Below are 22853 nucleotides of genomic sequence, written 5' to 3' on the forward strand. Positions count from 1 at the left end.
TGGTAAATGAAAATGTCTCCATTGTGGTGGGGGGGACGCTAACGGGGAGCAGTCTTGCAATATCGGAAATAGCACAAAAAGAGAAAATACCGTATATTTCAATGGCAGCTGGCTCAGAGATTGTAAAACCAGTAAAAGAATATGTATTTAAAACCGTCCATAACAGTGACCTAATGATTGAAAAAACTTTAATAAGTTTAAAAGAAAACAATATTAAAAAGGTTGCATGGATGAATATCAATGATGCTTATGGCGAGGACGGCTATAAACATTTCAAGGAAATGGCACCTGAATATGGTGTTGAAATCATCGCAACAGAAGTTTTTGAAGGAAGTGATACGAGTGTGACTCCGCAGCTTTCTAAGATTAAACTTAAAAAACCTGATGCGGTTGTAGTGTGGAGCCGTCCACCATCAGGTTCTGTTGTTTCTAAGGATTTTAAACAATTAGCTTTTGACGTACCTTTAGTACACAGCTATGGTATGGCGAACCAAGCCTATCTTGATCAAGCGGGTACTGTAGCAGATGGTAATTTGTTAGCAAGCGGCAAAATCTTGGTATCCAGTACACTTTCGGAAAGTGACCCACAGAAAAAGATTATTGAGGAATTTATTAAAGACCACACAGAAAAACTTGGATACTCTCCAACCAATTTCTCTGGATATTCGTATGACGGTATTTTGCTTGCTACTGAAGCAATTAAAAATGTTGGAACAGACCGTGAAGCGATAAGAGATTATATAGAAAATAACATTAAGGACTTAGCCGGAATTACAGGGGTATATAATATTACACCTGAAGACCATAGTGGCTTAAGCATGGATTCAATCGTTTTTATTGAAGTGAAAAATGGAGAATGGACTTTATATAAAAAATAGAAGTAGGTGGAATATGTACATACGGCTGGTTGTTATCAGCCGTATAATCCCTTAAGAGAGGTGTAAAACATTGGAATATGCATCTTTTATCGTACAGCTTTTAATAGGTGGTTTAACCATAGGTAGTATATATGCATTAATAGCAGTTGGATTCGTTATCACTTTTAATGTAACGGGTGTACTAAATTTATCCCAAGGCGAATTTGCGATGGTTGGTGCTTTAACGGCTACATCCCTTATTGCATCTGGTGTTTCTTATCCATTAACTTTCTTGTTGGCAATTCTAATCACGATGGGTGTCGGTGGCTTATTTGAACGGGTGTCAATACACCCAGCCCGAAATGCTACGCCTTTAACTTTGATTATTATTACAATTGGAATGTCCATTGTCCTACGAGGGATTGGATTATTAATCTGGGGATCAAATCCACATAGTATGCCTCCATTAGATCCAGGCGAACCAGTGCAAATTTTACAGGCATTTATATTAAGACAAAGTATTTGGGCGGTTGTCATCTGCTTGGTTATGGTTGTTTTAATGTATTTCTTCTTTTATAAAACGTATTGGGGTAAAAGTTTGCGGGCCATTGTTATTAATCGGTTAGCGGCAAGGGTTATGGGGATTAAACCAACCAAAATGTCATTCTATACTTTAACCATCAGTGCTGGACTTGGGGCTTTGGCAGGAATTATCACAACTCCGATTACGGGTGCTACATATGAAATGGGTCTTATGCTGGGATTGAAAGCGTTTGTGGCCGCAGCAATTGGCGGTTTGACGAATGCGCCAGCTGCAGTTGCAGGTGGTTTCCTAATTGGAATCATCGAATCCCTAAGTGCTGGATTAATCTCATCTGGCTACAAGGATGCTATTATTTTTGGCTTACTAATTATCGTACTTATATTTTTACCGAACGGCTTATTTTCAAAATCATCTGGAAAACGTGTTTAAAAAGGGGGGACTTATATGCTTACCACAAATCTAAAAGGGAAATGGACCATAGGGTTATTTGTTCTTGTTTTAATCATACTGCCTCTGATTTTTAGGAGTCCATATCTTACGAGTGTACTTGTGATTATCGGTCTATATGGAATCGTTGCTATAGGCTTAGGATTATTGCTTGGGTTTACAGGTCAAATTTCCATTTCACAGGCGGCCTTTTATGGAATTGGCGCATATACTTCAGCCATATTGACTGTTACCTACCATGTTTCTCCATGGATTGCTATTTTGGCAGGTTGTGTTATTTCAGCTATTATTGCAATAATTATTGGCTGGCCAACATTAAAATTAGAGGAAAATTATCTGGCTTTAGCTACATTAGGATTTGGCTTTATCGTTTATATCTTTTTTATGCAGATGGTCGACCTCACTGGGGGTCCATCTGGAATAAGAGATATCCCACAATTAAGCCTTGGTTTCTTCACTTTTGATACAGATCTTAAATACTATTATCTCGTCTGGCTAGTTGCATTAGGATTATTATTTTTCTCAGCAAAGTTGGTTAGTTCGAGAGTGGGTAGGGCTTTAAGAGCCATTCGAGGAAGTGAAATCGCAGCACAATCTGTTGGAATAAATCCAACTAAGTATAAGGTAAAAGTATTTATGCTAAGTGCTGTATTTGCATCGATTGCTGGTAGCTTATATGCCCATTATGTTGCGTTTATTAGTCCATCTCCTTTTTATGTCACGGCTTCCATCAATTTTGTCATAATCGCGGTTGTTGGTGGCTTAACGAATGTTTGGGGCGGACTCATTGGTGCTATTGTTATTACTGGACTTGGAGAGCTGGTTCGGGAAGTAGTTCCACTCTTTTTACCGAATGCAGGAAGTGAGTATGAACTTATTCTTTTTGGGATGATTCTAGTTGCAACGATGATTTTTATGCCTAAAGGGTTATCAGTAGGAGTAAAGGATGGAATGTTGAATTGGGCTAGTCGCAGTAAAAGTAAAAAGAGGGTAAAGGAAGGGGAATTACAAAATGAAAAAACCATTGCTTGAAATCTCCGACCTTACAAAACAATTTGGTGGAGTTATAGCTGTTAATAAAGTGAACTTTGATGTGTATCCAAATGAAATTGTTGCAGTTATTGGACCAAACGGAGCCGGAAAAACCACTCTTTTTAATATGATTACGTCGATCATCCAGGCAAGCCAGGGGGATATTCGATTTAACGGGAAGTCTATTACTACGAAAAAAACGTATCAAGTTGCCAAGATGGGAATAACAAGGACATTTCAAAATTTACAAATATTCAATGATATGACTGTAGTGGAAAACGTGATGGTTGGCTATCACATTAGAACAAAAAGTGGTTTTTTTGCGGGAGGTTTTGGGTTTTCCAATGCTAGAAAGGATAACCAAACCGCCTATGCAAAGGCAACGGAAGCATTGGAATTGGTGGGGCTAAAAGAGCGTAAGGATGAACTGGCAAAGAATCTTCCCTATGGGTTGCAAAGGCTTGTGGAAATAGCACGTTCCATTGTGATGGAGCCTTCCCTAGTATTGTTAGATGAACCAATGGCTGGTTTAAATCAAAGTGAATCAATTGAGCTTGTTCGAATCATCCTTCGACTTAGAAAAAGAGGCTATTCATTCTTATTTGTTGAACACGATATGGAAATGGTCATGGGTATAGCAGACCGGTTAATTGTCGTTGAAAATGGAGTAAAAATTGCAGAGGGAACTCCTGCAGAGATCCAACAAAATCCGGTAGTAATTGCTGCTTATTTGGGAGAGGAGGTTCTGGTAAATGCTTAGTGTCAACAATCTTCACACCTACCACGGTCATATCCATGTCTTAAAAGGGATTAGTTTTCATGTGAATAAAGGGGAAATGCTTGCAATCATTGGAGCGAATGGCGCAGGAAAAAGTACGTTGTTGGGCACATTATCAGGCATTTACAAGCCTCACTCCGGGGACGTTCAGTTAGAGGACAAAAATATCACAAACATGCCTATTGAAGAAACCGTTCAACAGGGGATGGTTTTAGTTCCTGAAAGGCGCCAAATTTTTGATGGTTTAACGGTATACGAAAATCTCATATTAGGTGCATACCACCGATATCGGAAAGAAAAGAAACAATTAAAAACCGATGTTGAGGAAGTGTTGGAAACCTTTCCAAGATTAAAAGAAATGCTGAATCGGCTGGGTGGGAACCTAAGTGGAGGGGAACAACAAATGCTAGCTATCGGCAGGGGCCTAATGGCAAAACCCAAAATTATGCTACTGGATGAACCATCCCTTGGGCTAGCACCGCTTATCGTGCAGGATATTATGACTGTGCTTGAAGAATTACGAAAGGCAGTAGATACCACTATTATTCTAGTTGAACAAAATGCAAAAGCTGCGATGAAAGTGTCTGATAGAACCTGTGTCATCGAACGCGGTCAAATCGCATTAACTGGTAATTCAAAGGAGATGTTGGAGGATCCGCGGGTGGCTTCATTGTATTTAGGTGGGAGCAATACAAACTTTAATGCTATTAAAAATGAAATTTATTCAGAGCAATTTTAATTAGATGATTTTGGAATTGCTTTGTAAAAGAAGAATGGTGGTGTGAAAATGAAAGTAAGTATTTTAGGAGGAGCGGGCACATTAGGATCCACTACTGCATTTGTGATTGCACAGCAAAATCTCGTGCATGAGATTTGTCTTATTGATATTAAAGTAAATATTGCATCAAGTCATAAAATGGATATGGAACAAGCTGTCGCAGAAGTATCAAACGTAAAAATTACAAGCGGTGGTTTTAGTTTATTGAGGGGGTCTGACATTGTAATAAATACAGTTGGTATACCAGAGAAACAGGTTGAATCCCGCATGGACTATTTGGTTGGGAATTATAAAATTATTAAAGAAATAGCCGGATATATAAATGAATTCACTACGAATCCTGTCATTATTACAGCCACAAATCCTCTGGACATAATTAATTCACTATTACAAAGCTGCGTCCAGGTTGATTCATCTAGACTTATTGGTTTTTCATTAAATGATACGTTTCGACTTCGTTGGGCACTTTCAAGTGTTCTAAATAGATCAATTAGCGAAATTGATGCACTTGTTCTAGGGGAGCACGGGGAGGACCAGTTACCAATATATAGCCATATTTATGTTGATGGAAGTCAAGTTAATATTACCAACGAGGTTAAGCTTCAAGTTCAACAAATAATTAAGAATTGGTTTACGCTATACCAGTCACTTAATTCAGGGCGAACAACAGGATGGCTTTCTTCATTAAATATAGCTCGTATGATCAAGGCGATAGTAAAGGATACAAAAGAAGTAATACCTTGTTCTGTCATTGGTTCTGATGGGGTTTCCATCGGTCAACCAGCTATTATCGGCAAAAATGGAGTAGAATCCATTAAGGAAATTTCAATGACAGAGGTTGAAAAAACAGAATTTAATAGAATCAAAGAAAAAATAAAAAGTCAGGTAGATAATCTTCAACAAGGTAAGGTGGAAAGCCTCAAATGAATAAAAAAATTACTTTTGGAATCATTGGTGCGGGTGCAATGGGCTGCAGGTTCGGGGCACAATTATTTGAAGCTGGTTATGATGTATCCCTTTATGATGTTTGGAGAGAGCATATTGAAACGATTCAAAATAATGGATTAAAAATAAAGCATGGTAATGAAGAAAAGACGATCAAGATAAATGCCTATGTAGAACCACAAATAAATAGATCCTATGATATTTTAATTGTTTTTACAAAGGCACAATATACCGATAATGCATTAAATAAATACTCTAGTTTAATTTCACCAGAAACCTATATTTTGACTTTGCAGAATGGTCTTGGAAATCAAGAGTTCATAGCAAAATATGTAGGTCTGGATCGGATCATTGTCGGAACCACCACATACAGTAGTGATCTACTTGGTCCCGGAACGATTGAAGTAGGTGGTGCAGGAGAAACATATATAACCCACTCAAAAGGGACATCTCAAATTGTTTCACAAGTTGAAGAAGCTATGAATCGAGCTTCCCTAAGTACATGTGTCTCAAACAATACGATGGTTGCTGTATGGGAAAAATTAGCCTTCAACACAGCTATCAATTCAGTAACGGCTTTAACAGGGTTAACAACAGGAGCAGTTGGAAATCATCCATTAGGTATTGTGTTGCTAACCAAAATTGTTGAAGAGGTGGGAATGGTGGCAAGCCACCTTGATATAGAGATTGATGTCAAGAAAGTTGTAAGTACATTACAACAAGTATCGGCACCTGATAAAGCAGGGAATCATTACCCTTCAATGGCTCAGGATATAGCAAAGAAACAGAAAACAGAAATTGAAGCCATTAATGGGGCCATCATACGTGAAGCCGAAAAATATCAAATTCTTGTTCCCTATAATCACGCAGTTTATAGCATGATAAAAATGATTGAAGATAATTATGTAACGAATGATACCATACACTTCCAGCAAAAAGTATTATAAGAGGAGATTTGATGGTTGTTGGAAAGGTTGCAACTGAAGTAGATATACTTATCATTGATGGATAAGACTGATATTCCTGTAAGGATTTCATACCTTTCAATACTGGTTTAACTGACGAATGAAGGGTGAGGAGGCATTCCTTTTTCTCCCTTTCATAAATAAAAAATCTAATTATTCCTACGATAGTGGGAATTCTTCCACCTCTATCATCCGTGGGACAGAGGTTGATTTACAGGCTGCCTTGGATCTTGAAACTGCTTGCTTTGGAAATGCTTTTGCAAGCAAGGATCGTGTTGAAGGAATGAAGTCTTTTGTAGAAAAGAGAAAACCACAATTTGTTGGAAGGTAGGGTGATTCAAAATGAGTAAAGATATTTTAGTCATTGATGGTGCACGGACTGCTTTTACAGAATTCGGAGGATCATTTCGAGAGGTATCTGCCATAGATCTTGCCGTACATACAACGAAGGAAGCCATGCGTCGCTCGTCAATCCAGCCCGAAGAAGTAGATCAGGTCGTGATCGGAAATGTCATTCAATCAAGTACGGATGCCATTTATATGGCAAGGCATGTTGGATTAAAATCAGGAATTCCTGAGCATGTGCCTGGGCTAACCGTCAATCGACTTTGTGGTTCAGGCTTACAAGCCATCGTAAATGCCTCACAATCTATTAAACTTGGAGAATCAAATGTTAGCATTGCAGGCGGTACAGAAAACATGAGCCAGGTTCCACATGTTGTTCGTGGTGCTAGATGGGGCTTACCTATTGGAAAAGCACCAATGGAGGATTATCTGTGGGAGGCACTCTATGATCCATATGGGAAATGCTCTATGGCCATTACAGCCGAAAACCTTGCGGGAAAATATGAGATTTCAAGAGAACAAATTGATGAGTTTGCTTCACAAAGTCACAAGCGTGCATTAACAGCAAAAGAAAATGGTATTTTTGCCAAGGAGATTGTACCGGTAACTGTGAAAGGACGAAAATTAGAAAAGGTTATTGACCAAGATGAGCATCCTCGTGATACACCAGTTGATGTGTTAAATAGATTACCAGCTAGGTTTAAAGAGAACGGTGTTGTCACTGCTGGAAATGCCAGTGGGATAAATGACGGCGCAGCAACGATGGTTGTCACATCTAGTGAATATGCCCAAAAACGTAATTTAAAACCATTAGCAAGATTGGTGTCATGGGGAATTGTTGGAGTCGAACCAAAATACATGGGAATCGGACCTGCTCCAGCGATTCGACAGGCATTAGAACGTGCAAATATGAAGGTAGAGGATTTAGATTTAATCGAAATCAATGAAGCATTTGCTGCACAATATCTTGCTTGTCAAAAAGAATTAGGCTTTAACCCAAGCATTGGAAATGTTAATGGTGGTGCAGTTGCATTAGGTCATCCACTTGGGGCAAGTGGTGCGCGAATCAGCCTATCATTAATTTATGAGCTTAAGAGAAGAAATAAAAAATATGGCGCATCTGCATTATGTATCGGTGGAGGCCAAGGAATTGCGGCAATTTGGGAAGTATTGTAATTTCCTTCAGTGAAAGTCATGAAAATCCAAAGAAATTTAGTTATGGGGTGAATTACATGAAAAAAGAATTAAGTAAACTAAGCATTTCAGAGCTTTTAGAAAAGGTTTACAGAAAAGACCCTCATCATGAAGTTTCATTTGATGGTTATACAAGAATGTCTTATCAAGAATTATGGGAGAAATCTCTTAACCTCGCAGCCTCATTACAAGAAATCGGTATAAATAAGGGAGATAAAATTGCAGTTTGTTTACCAAACTGGAATGAGTTTGTCGTGATTTATATGGCTGTTTCTCATCTTGGTGCAGTGATTGTCCCTTTCAATACTCGATACCGACAAGATGAGGTTGAGTATATTTTACGTAATTCTGAGGCGAAGATTGTCTTCTTTACTGAGGGATTTGGCGGAGTTAACCATTATGAGCAATTCACCCTAGCCATTCAACGTGTTGCAAGCCTTGAACGACTAATTACGGTTCGATGTGTAAAAGAAAGCCATATGAGCTATGAGCAATTACTTGAAAGAGTGGATAACCATCCATTCTCCCCTGTCACTATTAATTCGGAGAATGATGTTTTCTGTATCTTGTATACTTCAGGTTCAACAGGTGTTCCAAAAGGCGGGATGCTTTCTCATAGTAATTTCGTAAACACCGCAATCATTACCGATGAAGAGATGCAATGTACAAAAGATGATGTCTTTTTTGTTGCAGTCCCTTTATTTCATGTATTTGGAATGGTACCAAGCATTCTAAGTACAATAGCGGTTGGGGCCAGAATGGTTTTGGTGGAAAAATATAATGCCAAGGAAGCATTGGAAATCACACAAAACGAAAAAGTTACGGTCAAGCATGGCGTACCAACAATGTTTATATTAGAACTAAATCATGCTGAGTTTCATCATTATGACCTTTCCTCACTTCGAACTGGGATTATTGCGGCGGCTCCATGCCCAGTTGAAATTGTAAAACGAATTCGTACAGATATGGGCTGTGATATCGTCGTTTCTTATGGAACAAGCGAGACATCCTCAACTCTAACAATGACGGCTTTTGAGGATGATGATCAAATTCGTGCGGAAACAGTTGGAAAGGCGGTACCAGGTGCAGAAGTAAAAATTGTCAACGAATTTAAAGAAGAAGTTGCTGTAAATGAAGTTGGAGAAGTAGCATGTCGTGGTTTTGGTATCATGAAAGGCTACTATAATATGCCTGAAAAAACAAGGGAATCTTTAGATGACGATGGCTGGTTTTATTCTGGGGACCTTGGCACATTAGATGAGCAAGGAAACTTAAGAATTGTTGGTCGCAAAAAAGAACTGATCATTCGAGGTGGCTACAATATTTACCCAAGAGAAATAGAGGAAGTTCTATATACGCACCCAGATGTTATGGAGGTGGCAATAGTTGGGTTACCTGACACTGTTCTAGGTGAAATTTCCTGTGCCTGTGTAAAGATTAAGCCAAGTACTTCACCAAGTCCAAATGACCTTCTTGAATTTGTAAGACCAAAAGTTGCTGACTATAAAGTCCCAGATAAACTGCTCATTATGGATGAATTTCCGATGACAGCAAGCGGGAAAATTAGAAAAATATCACTTCAGGAACAATTAAAAGAAAAATTGGGGGCCGAATTACGATGAGGAAAAAATCTTGGATATGGGCATTTGTTTAAGCATATTTTTCATAGCAGGTGATATCCAAATTTTACTAGAACAACCAGGCCCTGCTGTCGAACCACCATTGCAAATTAAAGTGGAGCATGGGATTGACTCAGAAAAGGATTTACCGATGTTGAAAAAAGAGTTAGAGGAAACGTATAGAGCCAAGCTTATGTTTCGTGCAAATGTTCAATTAGTTCTGAGGGTACCTTACCTCGCTTTGAAATGAAAACAAAGTATGTCAAAGAAATCTACTAAACTGTAAAAATTAGGGAGGGTTTTACATGGCGCAATACACTGTTGATATTGATACAGGCGGAACTTTTACGGATGGGTTCTTTTCCTATGGGGACCGCTTTGAAGTGGTAAAAGTAGAAACGACCCCACATGATTTAACCGTTTGTTTTAACAATTGCATTACAGAAGGTGCTAAAAAATTCGGTCGTGAAAATGTAAGCGATTTCCTTAAGGATACGAAGACGATAAGACTTTCTACAACTGTTGGAACGAACTCCATCATCCAAAGAACTGGACCAAAGCTAGGGTTGATTGTGACAAAAGGGTATGAAGATTCACTGTACCAAGATGGTAAAAATCCGATATTAAATTTTTTAGTCCAGGAAGAATTGATTGTTTCCATTGATGAAGAAGTATCAGAAAGTGGAGAGGTTATTAAATCAGTGGATGAAGCTGAAATAAGACGAGTAACAAAAAAATTATTAGAACTTGGTACAAGAGTAATCGTTGTTAGCTTGAAAAATGCTCATGCGAACAATCAAAATGAGAAACTAGTTCGAAAGATTATCCAAGAAGATTTTCCAAAGCATTATCTTGGTACAAAACCAATTCAACTCGGCAGTGATATTAGTTCACGATCCGATAATGGTATTCGAACAAATGCTGCAGTGGTAAATGCTTATCTACATCGCGATATGGTGAAGTATTTATATAAAGCGGATGAGGGCTTAAGACAAAAAGGATATACAAAGCCATTGTTAATTGCTCATTCCAATGGTGGTGTCGCGCGTGTAGCAAAAACCAAAGCGCTGGATACGTACAATTCCGGTCCTGCTGCAGGATTAATGGGAACGAGATATATAGGTGAATTGTATGGGCTCGATAATATCATGTCTGTTGATGTGGGAGGAACTAGTACAGATGTAGGATTGATTTCAAATGGTGAGCTTACATTTGATACAGAATCGAGTATTGCAGAAATTCCTGTCCATGCTCCGCTAATCCACGTTCTATCGGTAGGAGGTGGCGGTGGAACCATTGCTAAAGTAACTCCGGATGGAACATTTCAACTAGGACCAGAAAGTGCAGGATCAGTTCCAGGACCAGCATGTTTTGGGCTGGGTGGAACAAAACCAACAGTCACGGATGCCTGTGTAGTTCTCGGTATCGTTGACCCCGATTATTTCTTAGGTGGAACAAAAAAAATATCGAAGGAAAAAGCGATCGATGCTATTCAAAAATGGATCGCCACACCGTTAAATATTTCGAATGAAGAGGCGGCGACACTTATTGTTGATAAAATCGAACAAATTGGTGCTGATACTCTAAAACAGCTTTCGAACGAAAGAGGAAAAGATATAACAGATTTCCAACTCTTTTCATTCGGTGGGGGCGGAGGCTTATTTTCTGCTGGAATGGCTAAGAAAAGTGGAATCAGTAAAATTTTCACATTCCCTTTTAGTTCTGTATTTAGTGCATTCGGTCTTTCAACAGCCGATATTGCCCATACGTATCAGGAGCGTGCTGATTTCCATTTTGGTTCTAATGAAGAGATGGTCGAATTTCTTATCAATGCAAATGTCAGTCTTGAAAAGATGAAAAAACTCTCTCATCGTGATATGCGTGGAGAAGGATTTACCCCAGAATCCATACGATATGAAGTTTCCTTAGAGGTCGCTTCAGAAGACGGAAAGGTTAGAGATATTTTCTTTTTACCTAGCGATGTTTTTCATAGCACAAATGAACAGTATCTAAAAGAAGAGTTGCAATCTATTGCTAAGCAATTAGATTCAGAGAGAATCACGATTGAGTTTGTACGACTAAATAGTTACGTAAGTGTTTCTCACTTTGCGTTGCCATCCTTAGAGCTTGATAATACCATTCCCGAGCCAAAATCGATAAGACCAATTTACTGGCAAGGAAATGTAATCAATACACATATTTATGACATTGAAGGGTTACAGCCTGGTCATAAAATTGATGGGCCAGCGGTTTTAGAAAGCTCAAATACAACGATTGTTGTTCCGCTTGGTGCAAAGTTTAGAATGGACCAACATTTAAACGGAATTATGGAGGTGTAAGAATGAGAAAAAAGGTAACTGAGTATATTGCTATCGATTTACAGAAGGAAATGTGGGTTTGTGAGAAATGTGATCATGAATTGAATTCTGCTCATGAGAATTACAAGAAAGGCTGCCTCATTTATGATCGTGACCCTAGTGAAATTCATCAACCACATATAGAAGGAGAATACACATTCTCTCCAGATGCAAATTGGGTTCGTTTAGTTGAATTTTATTGTCCTGGCTGCGGTACGTTGGTAGAAACAGAAGTTCTTGCACCTGGACATCCAATTACACATGACATTCAAGTAGACCTAGAATCATTAAAACAAAGGGCTCTTGAAGAAGAAAAACAACAGAAGCAATTATTTAAAAATGTGTAAAGGAGGAAGAGTAAATGACGACAAAAATAAGAGCGACAATCGATATTGATATCGGTGGAACATTTACAGATTGCTTTATTCGATACGGAGATCAATCGGTTATTTCTAAGAGTCCAACAACTGGATATGACTTATCAGTAGGATTTATTAAAGCCATTGAAAATGGAGCGGAACTCCTTGACTTAGCCATTGATGAACTATTAGAAGAGACGGACATGATTCGTTATTCAACTACAGTTGCAATGAACAAACTAATTGAACGAAAAGGTCCTAAGCTTGGTTTTATTACAACCGAGGGATATGAAGATATTCTATATATCGGAAAGGGAAGCCAATGGCAAGATGGTATTAGTTCATTAGAAAGTCGGAAAATTGCCGAGGTAAGCAAGCCGATTCCGTTAATTCCGAGAGAAAATGTTGTGGGCGTAAAAGAGCGAATCGATTATACAGGAGAAATAATTCGTCCACTTGATGAAGAAGATTTTAAAGACAAACTACAATATTTAGTTGATCAGGGAGTAATGGGCTTTGTTGTATCTACTTTATGGTCCTTTAAAAATCCTGTTCACGAAAAAAGAATTAAGGAGCTTATTGAAGAAGAATATCCAGAGTATTACCTCGGGAATATGCCGGTTGTACTTTCAAGTGAGGTTATGCCTAAGAGATATGAGTATACCCGATCAAATGTGGCGATTTTAAACGCTTATCTCCACCAGGCAATGGCAGAAGAATTGTCCAACATTGGAGATGAACTACGCGATTTAGGGTACAAGAACCCACTTCTAATGGTTCACAATACAGGAGGAATGGCAGAGGTTTTCCGTACATCGGCAGTTAATACGTATAATGGAGGGCCAGTTGCTGGAATCATTGGAAGTAATCAACTCGGTAAGTTATATGATTATCCTAATATTGTCGTTACGGATATGGGTGGCACGAGTTTTGATATTGGGCTTGTAGTGGACGGAGAAACAAACAATTATCAATTTAAACCAGTCATTGATCGTTGGCTAGTTGATATGACAATGCTAGAAAGTAAATCGATTGGAACAGGTGGAGGCTCAATTGCATGGATTAACGATGTACTAGGAGGTCGACTAGAGGTTGGTCCTCGAAGTGCAGGTAGTTTTCCAGGGCCTGTAGCTTATGACCAAGGGGGAACGGAGCCAACAGTGACAGACGCAGACCTTGTATTAGGTTATCTAAACCCAGATTATTTTCATGGCGGAAACTTAACGTTAAATATTGAAAAAGCAAAACAAGTAATCGAAGAAAAAATTGCTAAGCCATTAGGTGTAGATGTCTATGAGGCTGCTTATCTTATTAAAAAAGTATGTGATGGAAATATGGCAAATATTATCCAGAAAGAAACCTCACTTCAAGGAAATGATCCTAAAGATTTCGTACTATTTGCATTAGGTGGTGGCGGTCCTGTACATGGTGCAGGTTTTGGATTTGAGGCGGATATTCCAAAAACAATCGTTTTACAACAATCGCCTGTATTCTGTGCCTTCTCATCTTCCATGATGGACATCATGCACATTTATGAACAATCAAAACACATCATTCTTCTGGAGCCTGGAACAAAGAAGTTTTTAACCGACTATGAATCTCTAAATTCAGTTGTACGTGAACTACAGGAAAAAGCTATCCGCGATATTACGGGAGAAGGATTTAATGTAGAGGATATTCAATATCAATTGGAATTAGATATGAAGTTTGGTGGACAGCTTAATATTAAGAGGGCGGTTTCTCCTACTTTAATCTTAAACAGGCCTGAAGATGTCCAAAATCTATGGGATAGTTTCACAGAAGAATACTCAAATGCATACAGTTCCATTGCCGTTTATCCTGAAGGTGGAGTCGAAATTGAGAATATTGTTTTAAAGGCTATCGTTCCACAGGATAAATTTAATTTTGTCCAAAATGAATCCATTGGTGAAGATGCAAGCCATGCGATAAAAGGAACTCGAAAAGCGTACTGGCCAGACCTTGGAGGATTTGTAGACACAAACATTTATCAGCTTGAGGACTTAAAAAGTGGTAATAAAATAGAAGGTCCTGCCTTAATAGAATCACCACATACAACGGTTGTATTACCACCTAACGTAATTTATACAGTTGATCAATACCTAAATGGTTTAATCGAAAAGAAAATGGTTGAGGGGGTAACGGCATGATTGATTTTGGAATTAATGAACGAATCCATCCAGAACCAATAGATGAATTTGAACAATTGGCCCTTGATAGTTTAAAGCCTGGTGAATATGAAATTTATAGTGAAAAGTTAAACCAGTTAGTGCTTGAAGCAAAAGAAGTATTAACGAAAATCGGAGTTTCCTCCATGCTTCACTCAGGGGATATTGTTGTAGGCTTGTATACAGCAAAAGGGGATCTTGTTGCTGCCTATTGTGGAGTTTATCTACATGCTGTCACCACTCAAATTGGAATTAAATATATTCTTAAACATTATAAGGACGATCCTACAATTGGAATTAACGAAGGTGACATTTTCTATGCAAACGAGGCTCTCTATGGAGGAGTTCATAACCCAGACCAGGTTGCGGTCATGCCAATTTTCCATAATGGAGAACTAGTTGCTTGGGCTGCAGCAGCGGTGCATCAGCCTGAAACAGGTGCAATTGAACCTGGTGGTATGCCACTAACAGCAAAGTCTCGAGCAGATGAAGGGATGAAATTGCCACCAATTAAGATTGGCGAAAACTATCAAATTAGAAATGATATGTTAAATATGATGGCAAACATGGTTTCAAGGGCACCTAGAATGCAGATTATTGATACAAAAGCTCGTGTTGCTGCGTGTGATCGTTTACGTGTTCGCGTCCAACAATTAATTGGGAAAAAAGGCGTAGAACTTGTTGTTGGCGTGATGAGAAAAATGTTAATTATAGCAGAGGAAGGAGCGAGGAAACGTATTTCAAGCTGGCAGGATGGTGTATACCGCTCAGTTTCCTTCATGGATACAATGGGAACAAACGACTCATTGATGCGTTGCGCATTAACATTAACAAAAGAGGGTGACTCACTCACATTTGATTTCACAGGTTCATCACCTGAAAATGATGGTTCATTTAATAGTTTTATGCACATTGTTCGCGCCCATATCGCAATCTATTTATTTGGGGTACCTTTTGCAGATTTGCCAACATCATCTGGTATTTTTTCATCAATCAAGGTAATTGTTCCACAAGGTACATTTTTAAATGCAAATGTCGATGCTTCAGTTGCTAACTCACCGATTACAAATAGCTGTGTGTTATCAACAACGTCTAATGCATTTGCAAAAATGCTATATGCAAGTGGTGTAAAAGAACTTTCAACAAGTGGTTACGGGGCAGGTGGTTGTGCTGTTGTAATCGCTGGCCAAAACCAATGGGGAGTTCCGTTTGCAGATATGCTTGCAAACGTACTGAACAGTGAAGGCAGTGGAGCCAGAACACATCGGGATGGAGATAATTCCTTTGGTTTCCCTTGGGGCTGGTGGGGAAAAGCTCCTGATGTAGAAGATATGGAGAATGAGCAGCCACATGTACATTTATATTTTAAGCATTGGAAGGATTCAGGTGGATTTGGAAAATATCGTGGTGGGGCTGGAACAAATGTGGCATGGGCTGTTAAAGGCGTACCATTCTTAGTTTATCAATCTATTATTAAGCATCATAAAGTTCCAATCACACAAGGGTTATTTGGTGGATATCCACCTCCTTCACATCCTGGTATTAAGATTGTTAATGCCAATTACTTTGAGAAAATGAAAAATGGTGATGCAGATATTCCTGTCAACACAGCGGACCTCGTAAAAAATCGCTCCATTGAAGGAGATTATGTGGTTGAGCGTGCACCACGTCCGGCTGCACCTGTTATGGATGGTGATGTATATGTAGCGAATTCCACCGGAGGTGGTGGGTATGGTGATGTGCTTGATCGGAATCCAGAAAATGTGATCAAAGATTTAAAGGACGAACTCATTTCAGATTGGGTAGCACAAAATATATATAAAGTTTCCTATGAACCTGAAACATTAACTCTTGATGAGGCAAAAACTGAAAAGCTTAGAGAAGCCGAAAGAAAGGATCGGTTAGGACGTGGGAGAAGCTACGATGAATTTATGGTTGAGTGGTCTACAAAGCAACCGCCTGAAGAAGCGCTTGTTTACTATGGAAGTTGGCCGAATGCAGAGCCATTACGACAAATTGTACGTATGTAAGGTTTAAAAACAAAGGAGTTGTTCCATGGATAAAAAAGAACTGGTTCAAAAGTTTTTTAAAGGTCGGACTGTTACCCGACCTCCTTTTCTCCCATTGGTGGGTACTTATTTAACAATGGTAGATCAAGTTTCAATTCCTTCGATATTACAAGATGATAATACTTTGTACTCGGCATTATTGAATACTCAAAAACTTCTAGGCTATGATGCTATTATTTTACCATTGGACCCTTCTTTAGAGGCGGAGGCCTTCGGCGGAATTGTAGAGTGGAAGGATCAAGAAATGCCTAGTGTAAAAGAAATTCCGATTACGCAAGGATTATTATTGTCCGATTTTTTGGAAAGAGGTAGAATACCGGTTGTAAAAGAGGTTGTAGAGCGATTGGTAAAGGTTCAGGGTAAAGAATTACAGATTATTGCAACTATAACTGGCCCGGTCACTATTCTCAAAACTCTTTATGGAGCAGAATGCAATTCAGATTTAGGATTAATGAAAAAGCGGGCTGAAGAAATAACACAAGCATTGATAGGACTCTGTAAAGCTTTTGGCGATGCAAAGGTAGGCGGAATCCTCATTAATGAAGATTTATTAGATTCTGCTTTATGGGAAGAATGTAAAGACATTTTTAAACCATTGTTCAACGTAATAAAATATTATAATATTTTTGGAATTTTGCGCCTATCGCCTGAGGTTGATGCCTTTGAATCAACAAGTGATTTGCCAGAAATTGTATTAGCTTCAAAGGAATTTATCACCAATGCCTCTTCTGTAAAAACAAAAGGAATTGCATTATCAAATTCAAACTTGGAAGAAAATTTGGATCTTACTCAGTTAGTTTCATTGTGGAATGAAAACAAAAAAAGAAGATTATTTTTATCGTCTAGCTATCCACTTGATTTAGAAATAAATTTAAGCGAGATTCAGGAAAAAACTGCAATGATTTGTGATGAAGTAAACTGGCTGTAATCATAGATAGGGGCTTTTATAAAAGATTAACTGGTTTATTTCAGGGATGCAAACAAGCAATTAACTTCAAAAACTCTGTGATTTTCACATTGAAAATCACAGAGTTTTTTATTGAAATATAAGGGTTTGATTCTTCATTAGTTGATAAATTTTACTTGGTAAATCACATTTCCTTTCACAAGTATAAATAAAACAGAAGCCCTTAAAAGAAATACCAAGTATTCGCTTAAAGAGCTTCTGTTTTTAATTTATAATAGTCCTTGAATATTAAACAGCTGTATAGCCACCATCAATTGGTAAGGTTACTCCTGATATGAATGAAGCGTCATCACTTGCAAGGAATAGGACAGTTTTTGCTACTTCAATGGGCTTACCTAAACGACCAATTGGGTGTAGATCTACTAAACCATCAATTACATCTTGTGATAATGTATTGATCAGTGGCGTTTCGATGTAAGCAGGAGCAATGGCATTAGCACGAATTCCATCCTTGCTATATCTAGAAGCTACTTGTTGAGTAAGCATTTTTACTCCGCCTTTTGAAGCTGAGTAAGCTGCAAGACCGTCTCTAGCTACAAGGCTATGAATAGAACCAGTATTCACAATCACACCGCCATTGCCTTGTTTTAAGAATTGTTCAATAGCATATTTATCTGAAAGATACACACTTGTTAAATTCACATCAATTACTTTTTGCCATTTAGCAAAGTCTAACTCATGAAGATCAGCTTCAATATTAATACCAGCATTAGCGAACATTACATCTAATTTGCCATATTTTTCAACAGTCTTAGATACTAGATTTTTCATTTCATTTTCGCTTGCTACATTGGTTTGTACAAAAATAGTATCGTAACCTTGCGTATTCAATTCTTCAGATAATGCTTGTCCTTTTTCTGATATATCAGCAATAGCTACTTTTGCACCTTCTTTTACAAATTCTAGTACTGTTGCTTCCCCTAGTCCACTAGCTCCACCTGTTACGATTACAACTTTGTCTTGAAATCTCATCTAATCCCATCCTTTAAAATATATTTAATAAATCCTGTAGCAAAAACGGAATTCACATTCCACTTTTATTGTAAGCGTTTCCCTTTCATTCTTCAAGTATTTTGTCTCTTATTCTTATTTTATATATAATAAACTAAAGAAAGAGTGGGGATGGAATTGATACCAGAAAACAAATTTATCGTAAGTTCTGATAGAAAAGATGCAAGTAAAAATGCAAGTGTTATATTAGAAGCTGCCAAAAAGGTCTTTGCTGAAAGAGGATATGATGCAACTATTGAGGAAGTAGCAATAGAAGCCAATGTAGGAATAGGCACTGTTTATCGCCGATATAACAATAAAAAACAGCTTGCCAATGCTGTTGCAACCAATGTCATTTCTGAGATTTACGACCAGCAAGATGAGATTTTGAAAGGAAACTATACAGCAGAAGAAAAAGTAAAAAAATTGTTTGCTTGTTATGCAAGGATTAGTGAAAATCATAAAAAAATCCATGGAATGATTGTCGATATGCTCATTGAACAGAAAGAAAATGAAGAATTTAGCAATACATTTCTGAAAAGCTTACAAAATATTTTTGTTGAAGTTATTACTAGTGGTCAAAACGAAGGGGTTTTTAGAAACGGTGATCCGAGGCTTTATCAAGTTTTTTTAGAGAATACGATCAATCCTAAGGTAGTTAAAGAGTTATCTGAAATTATGCCACTAAAAGACACGGCTGATTTTTTAGCTGATTTGGCTTTAAATGGAATGATGATACAAAAAAAGTAAGAAAATGCCTAAAATTCTTATTCCTTATAGATGTAACCTTATATAATCTATAGAAATTAAGAATCAAAATAACGATTTAAAAGCCAGTCCTGTTCCCAATTTGCTAGGCACTCCAGTATCAATGGATTTGACAATAAGGTATATAGACCGCAACTTTACAAATACGATACAGACGACTTTTGGTAAAAAACTTGTGTTGGTTGCATACAACATTGATATGAGCGTAGATGTAAGAGTTATTTATGCACAAGGACAAGTTCGCGACATTTTAGACTACTTACAGTCCTTTAAATATACATGCAGCGTTAGTAAAGAATTTGATGATATCTGGGATACGTGTACTATTATGAGCAAGCTATGGCAGAACTACAGATTCCTGAGAAGGCTGATTTACTTAACTAACTTAAATATAACATTGGCTATACCCATATATGCGATTAATGATAATGACGGTCTTTTATGTGAGTAAGAAGCTAGTTCTCTCATGTAAATTGAATGAATGAATAAACATTTTCCTCGCTGGATGATGTATAACAATTACATTAAAGAACAGATGTTTGTAGCGAAGGTGTATTGTTTAAACTAAGAGCTACCGTTTAGGTAGTCCTTAGTTCAATATAGTTGAAACTAATTAGTTAGATATCAAAACTTAGCTTTTATTTTCCAAACTGTAATTTATGTGAAGTATAAGTTCCACTGAGTTCAAATTTTTCCTATTATAGTTAAACAATCATTATTAATACCATACTCGAAGGGAACCGTTGGAATAAGTAGGAAGGTTCTTAGAACAGATGTTATATGAACTTTGTTTTTGCGTTAATCCAAAAGAAGGATTAACGTTTATTTTTTACTAGCAACTAAATGATGATTATTATTTAATTGTTAATCGAACGTATATTCGCATATAATGTTTTTATAAGGAGGGACTAATATGATAAAAGATCGTGGAAAAATGAAATGGGGGGCTGCATTTATGTTACCAGAAATGGTGGCTTCTCATAACAAGGTGGATTGGGATTATAAAAAAGTTGAAAAACCGATCCTAGATGAACATCTATTAGAAGAAATAAACCAAACAATATGTAGTGCAATGGAGTATAACCAAGAACTAGTGTTTACCCTGTACGAAAATGGAGAATTCCAAGTAATAACTGGAAAAGTACATTATATAGATCAAATAGGTTATGAGTTAAGAATTTTAGATAAATTTAACGAAATACGCAAGGCTAGGCTAAACAACATTGTTAAAGTTTATTTTGAATAATGATGGCAAGTGACGGGTGCTTTGAATGATGAGAAGAATAATGTATAACTCAGATTAAACTGTTGTATTTCTACAATAAGTTGAAACTCTTTTTTAAAAACCGAGAAGTAAAGTAAGTTAGGTAGAAAGTAAAAGAAATTTCATTCTAAGAAAGAGAGGGGACCCGGTGCAAAGTGATTTAAAGCTGAAGGACGAGGGCAATCAGTCGATTAAAACCTATATAGTAAATTTTCCCCAGTACAGATGGAGGTTTTTGGTGGGAAAATTTTTTTACAGATTCGGAGCGCGAAAATCTTTTAAAACTGCTTATTTTTAACGTGGGTATCAAAAGAACACTCCAGATAATCCGAGAACACAAGGATTCAGTATCCTAATAAAGATTGACGAACATGCTTGAAGTGAAATTAAAATAATCAACACTCACTAGAATCCCCACTTAAGAATGAACCCTCCCGAGAAATAAGTATCGAAAACATCCCGCTTCTCTCTGTTCAACAGAGGAGCGGGTATGTTTTTTTAATAACTTCTTAAGTTCACAAAGAAAATCAGCAATCTATTGGGAATATAGTTAATTAAAAATATGACAATGAGTTTAGATTTTGTTTTCCAAAAAAATGGATTAGAGAAGCAAAGTCCAGCCGTAGCAAGAATTAAATTCTCGCTTAATTGATAAAGATAAAATTGGGAAAGTTAGCTTTTATGATTTAAGGATATTGTAATTCAATTTGCTATGTATGGCCGGAGTTCTTTCTGAGTTTTTAATGTATCAATTAAGATGTAAGAAAATTAAATATAGTTCAATTATAATCATAGATTAGGTTTAAAAAGGAGAAAGACATGTATTCTTTATTAAGTTCATGTCCTTCTCCTTTTAACATTCAATTGACGAAAGACGTAAGTTTTATTACAAACTACCTTGGATCAATAGGTGTTTCGATTTGTGTGTGAGCTTCAATTACTTCCGCAGCATCAAATAGGGTATCTTCTCGGAAGCGTCTTCCTAATAGCTGAACGCCAACTGGGAGACCATCCACAACAGCAGTTGGAACGGAAATAGCTGGGAATCCGAGCAATGGAATCGCCATCATGGACCATTGAGCATCCATAACACGCCTCATGCTTTTAACACTTTCTATATCAGCATCTTGTTCAAAAGCCTGTTCGGCGGAGACCGGCATCAGTAATAGTGGATATTTCTGTAAAAACACTTGAAGTTGGAGAATTAAAGTTCCACGACGTGCATAGCCCTTAATATAATCTGTTAGTCCTGGATTTTCTCCCCACCATTCTTTTGCATTAGCGAAATAATTAAACGCTGCCTTTTTCATTCCTTCGTCTCCATACTGCTCTACAAGTTGCATATTTGTCCTGAAATCCTCCAACACTAATAAATACCAAAGCCTGTATGCCTCTGCGAATAGAGGAAGATTGACTTCTTCAACAATATAACCAGCTTCCGTTAAACGATTGGCTGCATCACTCAAAGCCTGATTGACAACTGATGACGGGGTAGCAACACCTACATCACGTAATAGCCCGACTCGAATTGGCTTTTGAAGCGGCTTCCCAATTAAAGGCACTGAAGCATGGAGTGGGTCACGCGGATCAAATTCAATCATGCTTGCCAGGGCAAGTCGTAGATCTGCAACGTTGCGTGCAAGTGGTCCATCAGTTGACATAAATTGTACTGAAGGTGACTGATCTCCATTCGGAGGACCGAAAAAGCCGGGAACTCTTCCCATTGTCGGACGAATTCCGGTGATTCCACAGGCATAGGCTGGATGACGAATAGAACCTCCCAGATCACTTCCATGCCCGATCGGCATCATTCCAGACGCGACAGCTGAAGAGGCCCCGCCACTTGATCCACCAGGAGTACGTGTTTTATCCCAAGGGTTCAGAGTTCTTCCATGCAAATCATTATTCGTAAACCATCTGAAACTAAAGGTTGGCGTATTGCTGCGGCCTACAATTACAGCTCCTGCCTTCCTTAGATTTGCCACTGGGGGACTATCTTTTTCTGCGATATTATCTTTAAAAGCCAAAACACCATTTGTTGTTGCATGTCCAGCTTGATCAACGTTCACTTTTGTAGATACAGGCACACCATGTAAAAGTCCTAGCAGCTCTCCCTTTTTTACAGCAAGATCTGCCTGATCAGCTACAGCAAGTGCCTCTTCTGCATGTACTTCAACAAGGGCATTAAGCACCGGATTTACTTCTTCAATCCTGTTCAAAGAACTCTCAACAGCCTCACGAGAAGAAATGAGTCTTGTTCGAATTCCATGAGCCAATTCTGTTGCACTCCAGCGCCATAATTTTTTATCCTTTCCCTTATTATTTAACATTCGAGATGTTCGAGTTTGTAATGGAGATCGTTCCATACCTCATCGCCACCTATAAAATA

General features: G+C 37.9%; 20 protein-coding genes. 18 read left to right on the forward strand and 2 right to left on the reverse strand.

All coding sequences use genetic code 11. The features are described 5' to 3' along the window. From V7112_RS18095 to V7112_RS18170, 16 genes are all read left to right on the forward strand, one after another. Positions 1–878, forward strand: an 878-nt coding sequence (locus tag V7112_RS18095) for an ABC transporter substrate-binding protein (RefSeq protein WP_335422423.1), incomplete at its 5' end; no start/stop codon positions are given. 70 nt (positions 879–948) lie between these two features. Then, positions 949–1830, forward strand: coding sequence for a branched-chain amino acid ABC transporter permease (locus V7112_RS18100; protein ID WP_335422425.1), 882 nt, complete (start codon positions 949–951; stop codon positions 1828–1830). A gap of 15 nt (positions 1831–1845) precedes the next feature. Continuing rightward, the gene (locus V7112_RS18105) at positions 1846–2880 is read left to right on the forward strand and encodes a branched-chain amino acid ABC transporter permease (protein ID WP_335422426.1); all 1035 of its coding nucleotides are present in this window, start codon (positions 1846–1848) and stop codon (positions 2878–2880) included. Further along, positions 2861–3640: an ABC transporter ATP-binding protein gene (locus V7112_RS18110; protein ID WP_335422429.1), complete on the forward strand. Its 780-nt coding sequence runs from the start codon at positions 2861–2863 to the stop codon at positions 3638–3640. The genes V7112_RS18105 and V7112_RS18110 overlap by 20 nt, the downstream gene beginning before the upstream one ends. Beyond that, positions 3633–4397 carry an ABC transporter ATP-binding protein gene (locus V7112_RS18115; protein ID WP_335422431.1) on the forward strand — a complete coding sequence of 255 codons (765 nt, stop codon included), beginning with the start codon at positions 3633–3635 and terminating at the stop codon, positions 4395–4397. Before V7112_RS18110 ends, V7112_RS18115 begins: the two co-directional genes overlap by 8 nt. A 48-nt stretch (positions 4398–4445) precedes the next feature. Further along, entirely contained in the window at positions 4446–5363 is a 918-nt protein-coding gene (locus tag V7112_RS18120; RefSeq protein WP_335422433.1) for a malate dehydrogenase, read from the forward strand. Further along, on the forward strand, positions 5360–6328 hold the full coding sequence (locus V7112_RS18125; RefSeq protein WP_335422435.1) for a ketopantoate reductase family protein: 969 nt from the start codon (positions 5360–5362) through the stop codon (positions 6326–6328). Before V7112_RS18120 ends, V7112_RS18125 begins: the two co-directional genes overlap by 4 nt. Before the next feature lie 118 nt (positions 6329–6446). Further along, positions 6447–6677, forward strand: coding sequence for a hypothetical protein (locus V7112_RS18130; RefSeq protein WP_335422437.1), 231 nt, complete (start codon positions 6447–6449; stop codon positions 6675–6677). Positions 6678–6688: 11 nt separating this feature from the next. Then, on the forward strand, positions 6689–7867 hold the full coding sequence (locus tag V7112_RS18135) for an acetyl-CoA C-acetyltransferase (RefSeq protein WP_335422439.1): 1179 nt from the start codon (positions 6689–6691) through the stop codon (positions 7865–7867). Between the two features lie 56 nt (positions 7868–7923). After that, positions 7924–9507, forward strand: a complete 1584-nt coding sequence (locus V7112_RS18140; RefSeq protein ID WP_335422441.1) for a class I adenylate-forming enzyme family protein — start codon at positions 7924–7926, stop codon at positions 9505–9507. 10 nt (positions 9508–9517) lie between these two features. Continuing rightward, complete coding sequence (locus V7112_RS18145) at positions 9518–9754, forward strand: hypothetical protein (RefSeq protein WP_335422443.1); 237 nt, start codon at positions 9518–9520, stop codon at positions 9752–9754. A gap of 55 nt (positions 9755–9809) precedes the next feature. Continuing rightward, positions 9810–11843: a hydantoinase/oxoprolinase family protein gene (locus V7112_RS18150; RefSeq protein ID WP_335422445.1), complete on the forward strand. Its 2034-nt coding sequence runs from the start codon at positions 9810–9812 to the stop codon at positions 11841–11843. Between the two features lie 2 nt (positions 11844–11845). Continuing rightward, a complete protein-coding gene (locus tag V7112_RS18155) occupies positions 11846–12208 on the forward strand; it encodes an acetone carboxylase subunit gamma (RefSeq protein WP_335422448.1) in 363 nt (120 codons plus the stop codon). A gap of 14 nt (positions 12209–12222) precedes the next feature. Next, positions 12223–14388 (forward strand): hydantoinase/oxoprolinase family protein, encoded by a 2166-nt coding sequence (locus V7112_RS18160; RefSeq protein ID WP_335422450.1) that lies wholly within the window; start codon positions 12223–12225, stop codon positions 14386–14388. Beyond that, positions 14385–16436: a hydantoinase B/oxoprolinase family protein gene (locus V7112_RS18165; protein WP_335422452.1), complete on the forward strand. Its 2052-nt coding sequence runs from the start codon at positions 14385–14387 to the stop codon at positions 16434–16436. Before V7112_RS18160 ends, V7112_RS18165 begins: the two co-directional genes overlap by 4 nt. A gap of 25 nt (positions 16437–16461) precedes the next feature. Further along, a complete protein-coding gene (locus V7112_RS18170) occupies positions 16462–17403 on the forward strand; it encodes a uroporphyrinogen decarboxylase family protein (protein ID WP_335422455.1) in 942 nt (313 codons plus the stop codon). 267 nt (positions 17404–17670) lie between these two features. Here the strand turns inward: V7112_RS18170 and V7112_RS18175 are convergent, their stop codons facing one another. Further along, the gene (locus tag V7112_RS18175; protein WP_335422457.1) at positions 17671–18414 is read right to left on the reverse strand and encodes an SDR family NAD(P)-dependent oxidoreductase; all 744 of its coding nucleotides are present in this window, start codon (positions 18412–18414) and stop codon (positions 17671–17673) included. 150 nt (positions 18415–18564) lie between these two features. On the opposite strand from V7112_RS18175, the gene V7112_RS18180 reads away from it, so the two are divergent. Next, complete coding sequence (locus V7112_RS18180; protein WP_335422459.1) at positions 18565–19182, forward strand: TetR/AcrR family transcriptional regulator; 618 nt, start codon at positions 18565–18567, stop codon at positions 19180–19182. Positions 19183–20113: 931 nt separating this feature from the next. Next, the gene (locus V7112_RS18185; RefSeq protein ID WP_335422461.1) at positions 20114–20446 is read left to right on the forward strand and encodes a YolD-like family protein; all 333 of its coding nucleotides are present in this window, start codon (positions 20114–20116) and stop codon (positions 20444–20446) included. A gap of 911 nt (positions 20447–21357) precedes the next feature. Here V7112_RS18185 and V7112_RS18190 read toward each other — a convergent pair. Continuing rightward, on the reverse strand, positions 21358–22830 hold the full coding sequence (locus V7112_RS18190; protein WP_335422463.1) for an amidase family protein: 1473 nt from the start codon (positions 22828–22830) through the stop codon (positions 21358–21360). Between the last annotated feature and the right edge of the window lie 23 nt (positions 22831–22853).

Origin of the sequence: Bacillus sp. JJ1566 (assembly GCF_036962685.1) — a bacterium.
GTDB lineage: Bacteria > Bacillota > Bacilli > Bacillales > Bacillaceae_L > Ferdinandcohnia.

Excerpts from the sequence above, each read along its gene's own strand:
- V7112_RS18105 (WP_335422426.1), top strand. The coding sequence starts at position 1,846 with ATGCTTACCACAAATCTAAAAGGGAAATGGACCATAGGGTTATTTGTT.
- V7112_RS18110 (WP_335422429.1), top strand. The coding sequence starts at position 2,861 with ATGAAAAAACCATTGCTTGAAATCTCCGACCTTACAAAACAATTTGGT.
- V7112_RS18115 (WP_335422431.1), top strand. The coding sequence starts at position 3,633 with ATGCTTAGTGTCAACAATCTTCACACCTACCACGGTCATATCCATGTC.
- V7112_RS18120 (WP_335422433.1), top strand. The coding sequence starts at position 4,446 with ATGAAAGTAAGTATTTTAGGAGGAGCGGGCACATTAGGATCCACTACT.
- V7112_RS18125 (WP_335422435.1), top strand. The coding sequence starts at position 5,360 with ATGAATAAAAAAATTACTTTTGGAATCATTGGTGCGGGTGCAATGGGC.
- V7112_RS18130 (WP_335422437.1), top strand. The coding sequence starts at position 6,447 with ATGAAGGGTGAGGAGGCATTCCTTTTTCTCCCTTTCATAAATAAAAAA.
- V7112_RS18135 (WP_335422439.1), top strand. The coding sequence starts at position 6,689 with ATGAGTAAAGATATTTTAGTCATTGATGGTGCACGGACTGCTTTTACA.
- V7112_RS18140 (WP_335422441.1), top strand. The coding sequence starts at position 7,924 with ATGAAAAAAGAATTAAGTAAACTAAGCATTTCAGAGCTTTTAGAAAAG.
- V7112_RS18150 (WP_335422445.1), top strand. The coding sequence starts at position 9,810 with ATGGCGCAATACACTGTTGATATTGATACAGGCGGAACTTTTACGGAT.
- V7112_RS18155 (WP_335422448.1), top strand. The coding sequence starts at position 11,846 with ATGAGAAAAAAGGTAACTGAGTATATTGCTATCGATTTACAGAAGGAA.
- V7112_RS18160 (WP_335422450.1), top strand. The coding sequence starts at position 12,223 with ATGACGACAAAAATAAGAGCGACAATCGATATTGATATCGGTGGAACA.
- V7112_RS18165 (WP_335422452.1), top strand. The coding sequence starts at position 14,385 with ATGATTGATTTTGGAATTAATGAACGAATCCATCCAGAACCAATAGAT.
- V7112_RS18170 (WP_335422455.1), top strand. The coding sequence starts at position 16,462 with ATGGATAAAAAAGAACTGGTTCAAAAGTTTTTTAAAGGTCGGACTGTT.
- V7112_RS18175 (WP_335422457.1), bottom strand. The coding sequence starts at position 18,414 with ATGAGATTTCAAGACAAAGTTGTAATCGTAACAGGTGGAGCTAGTGGA.
- V7112_RS18180 (WP_335422459.1), top strand. The coding sequence starts at position 18,565 with ATGGAATTGATACCAGAAAACAAATTTATCGTAAGTTCTGATAGAAAA.
- V7112_RS18185 (WP_335422461.1), top strand. The coding sequence starts at position 20,114 with ATGATAAAAGATCGTGGAAAAATGAAATGGGGGGCTGCATTTATGTTA.
- V7112_RS18190 (WP_335422463.1), bottom strand. The coding sequence starts at position 22,830 with ATGGAACGATCTCCATTACAAACTCGAACATCTCGAATGTTAAATAAT.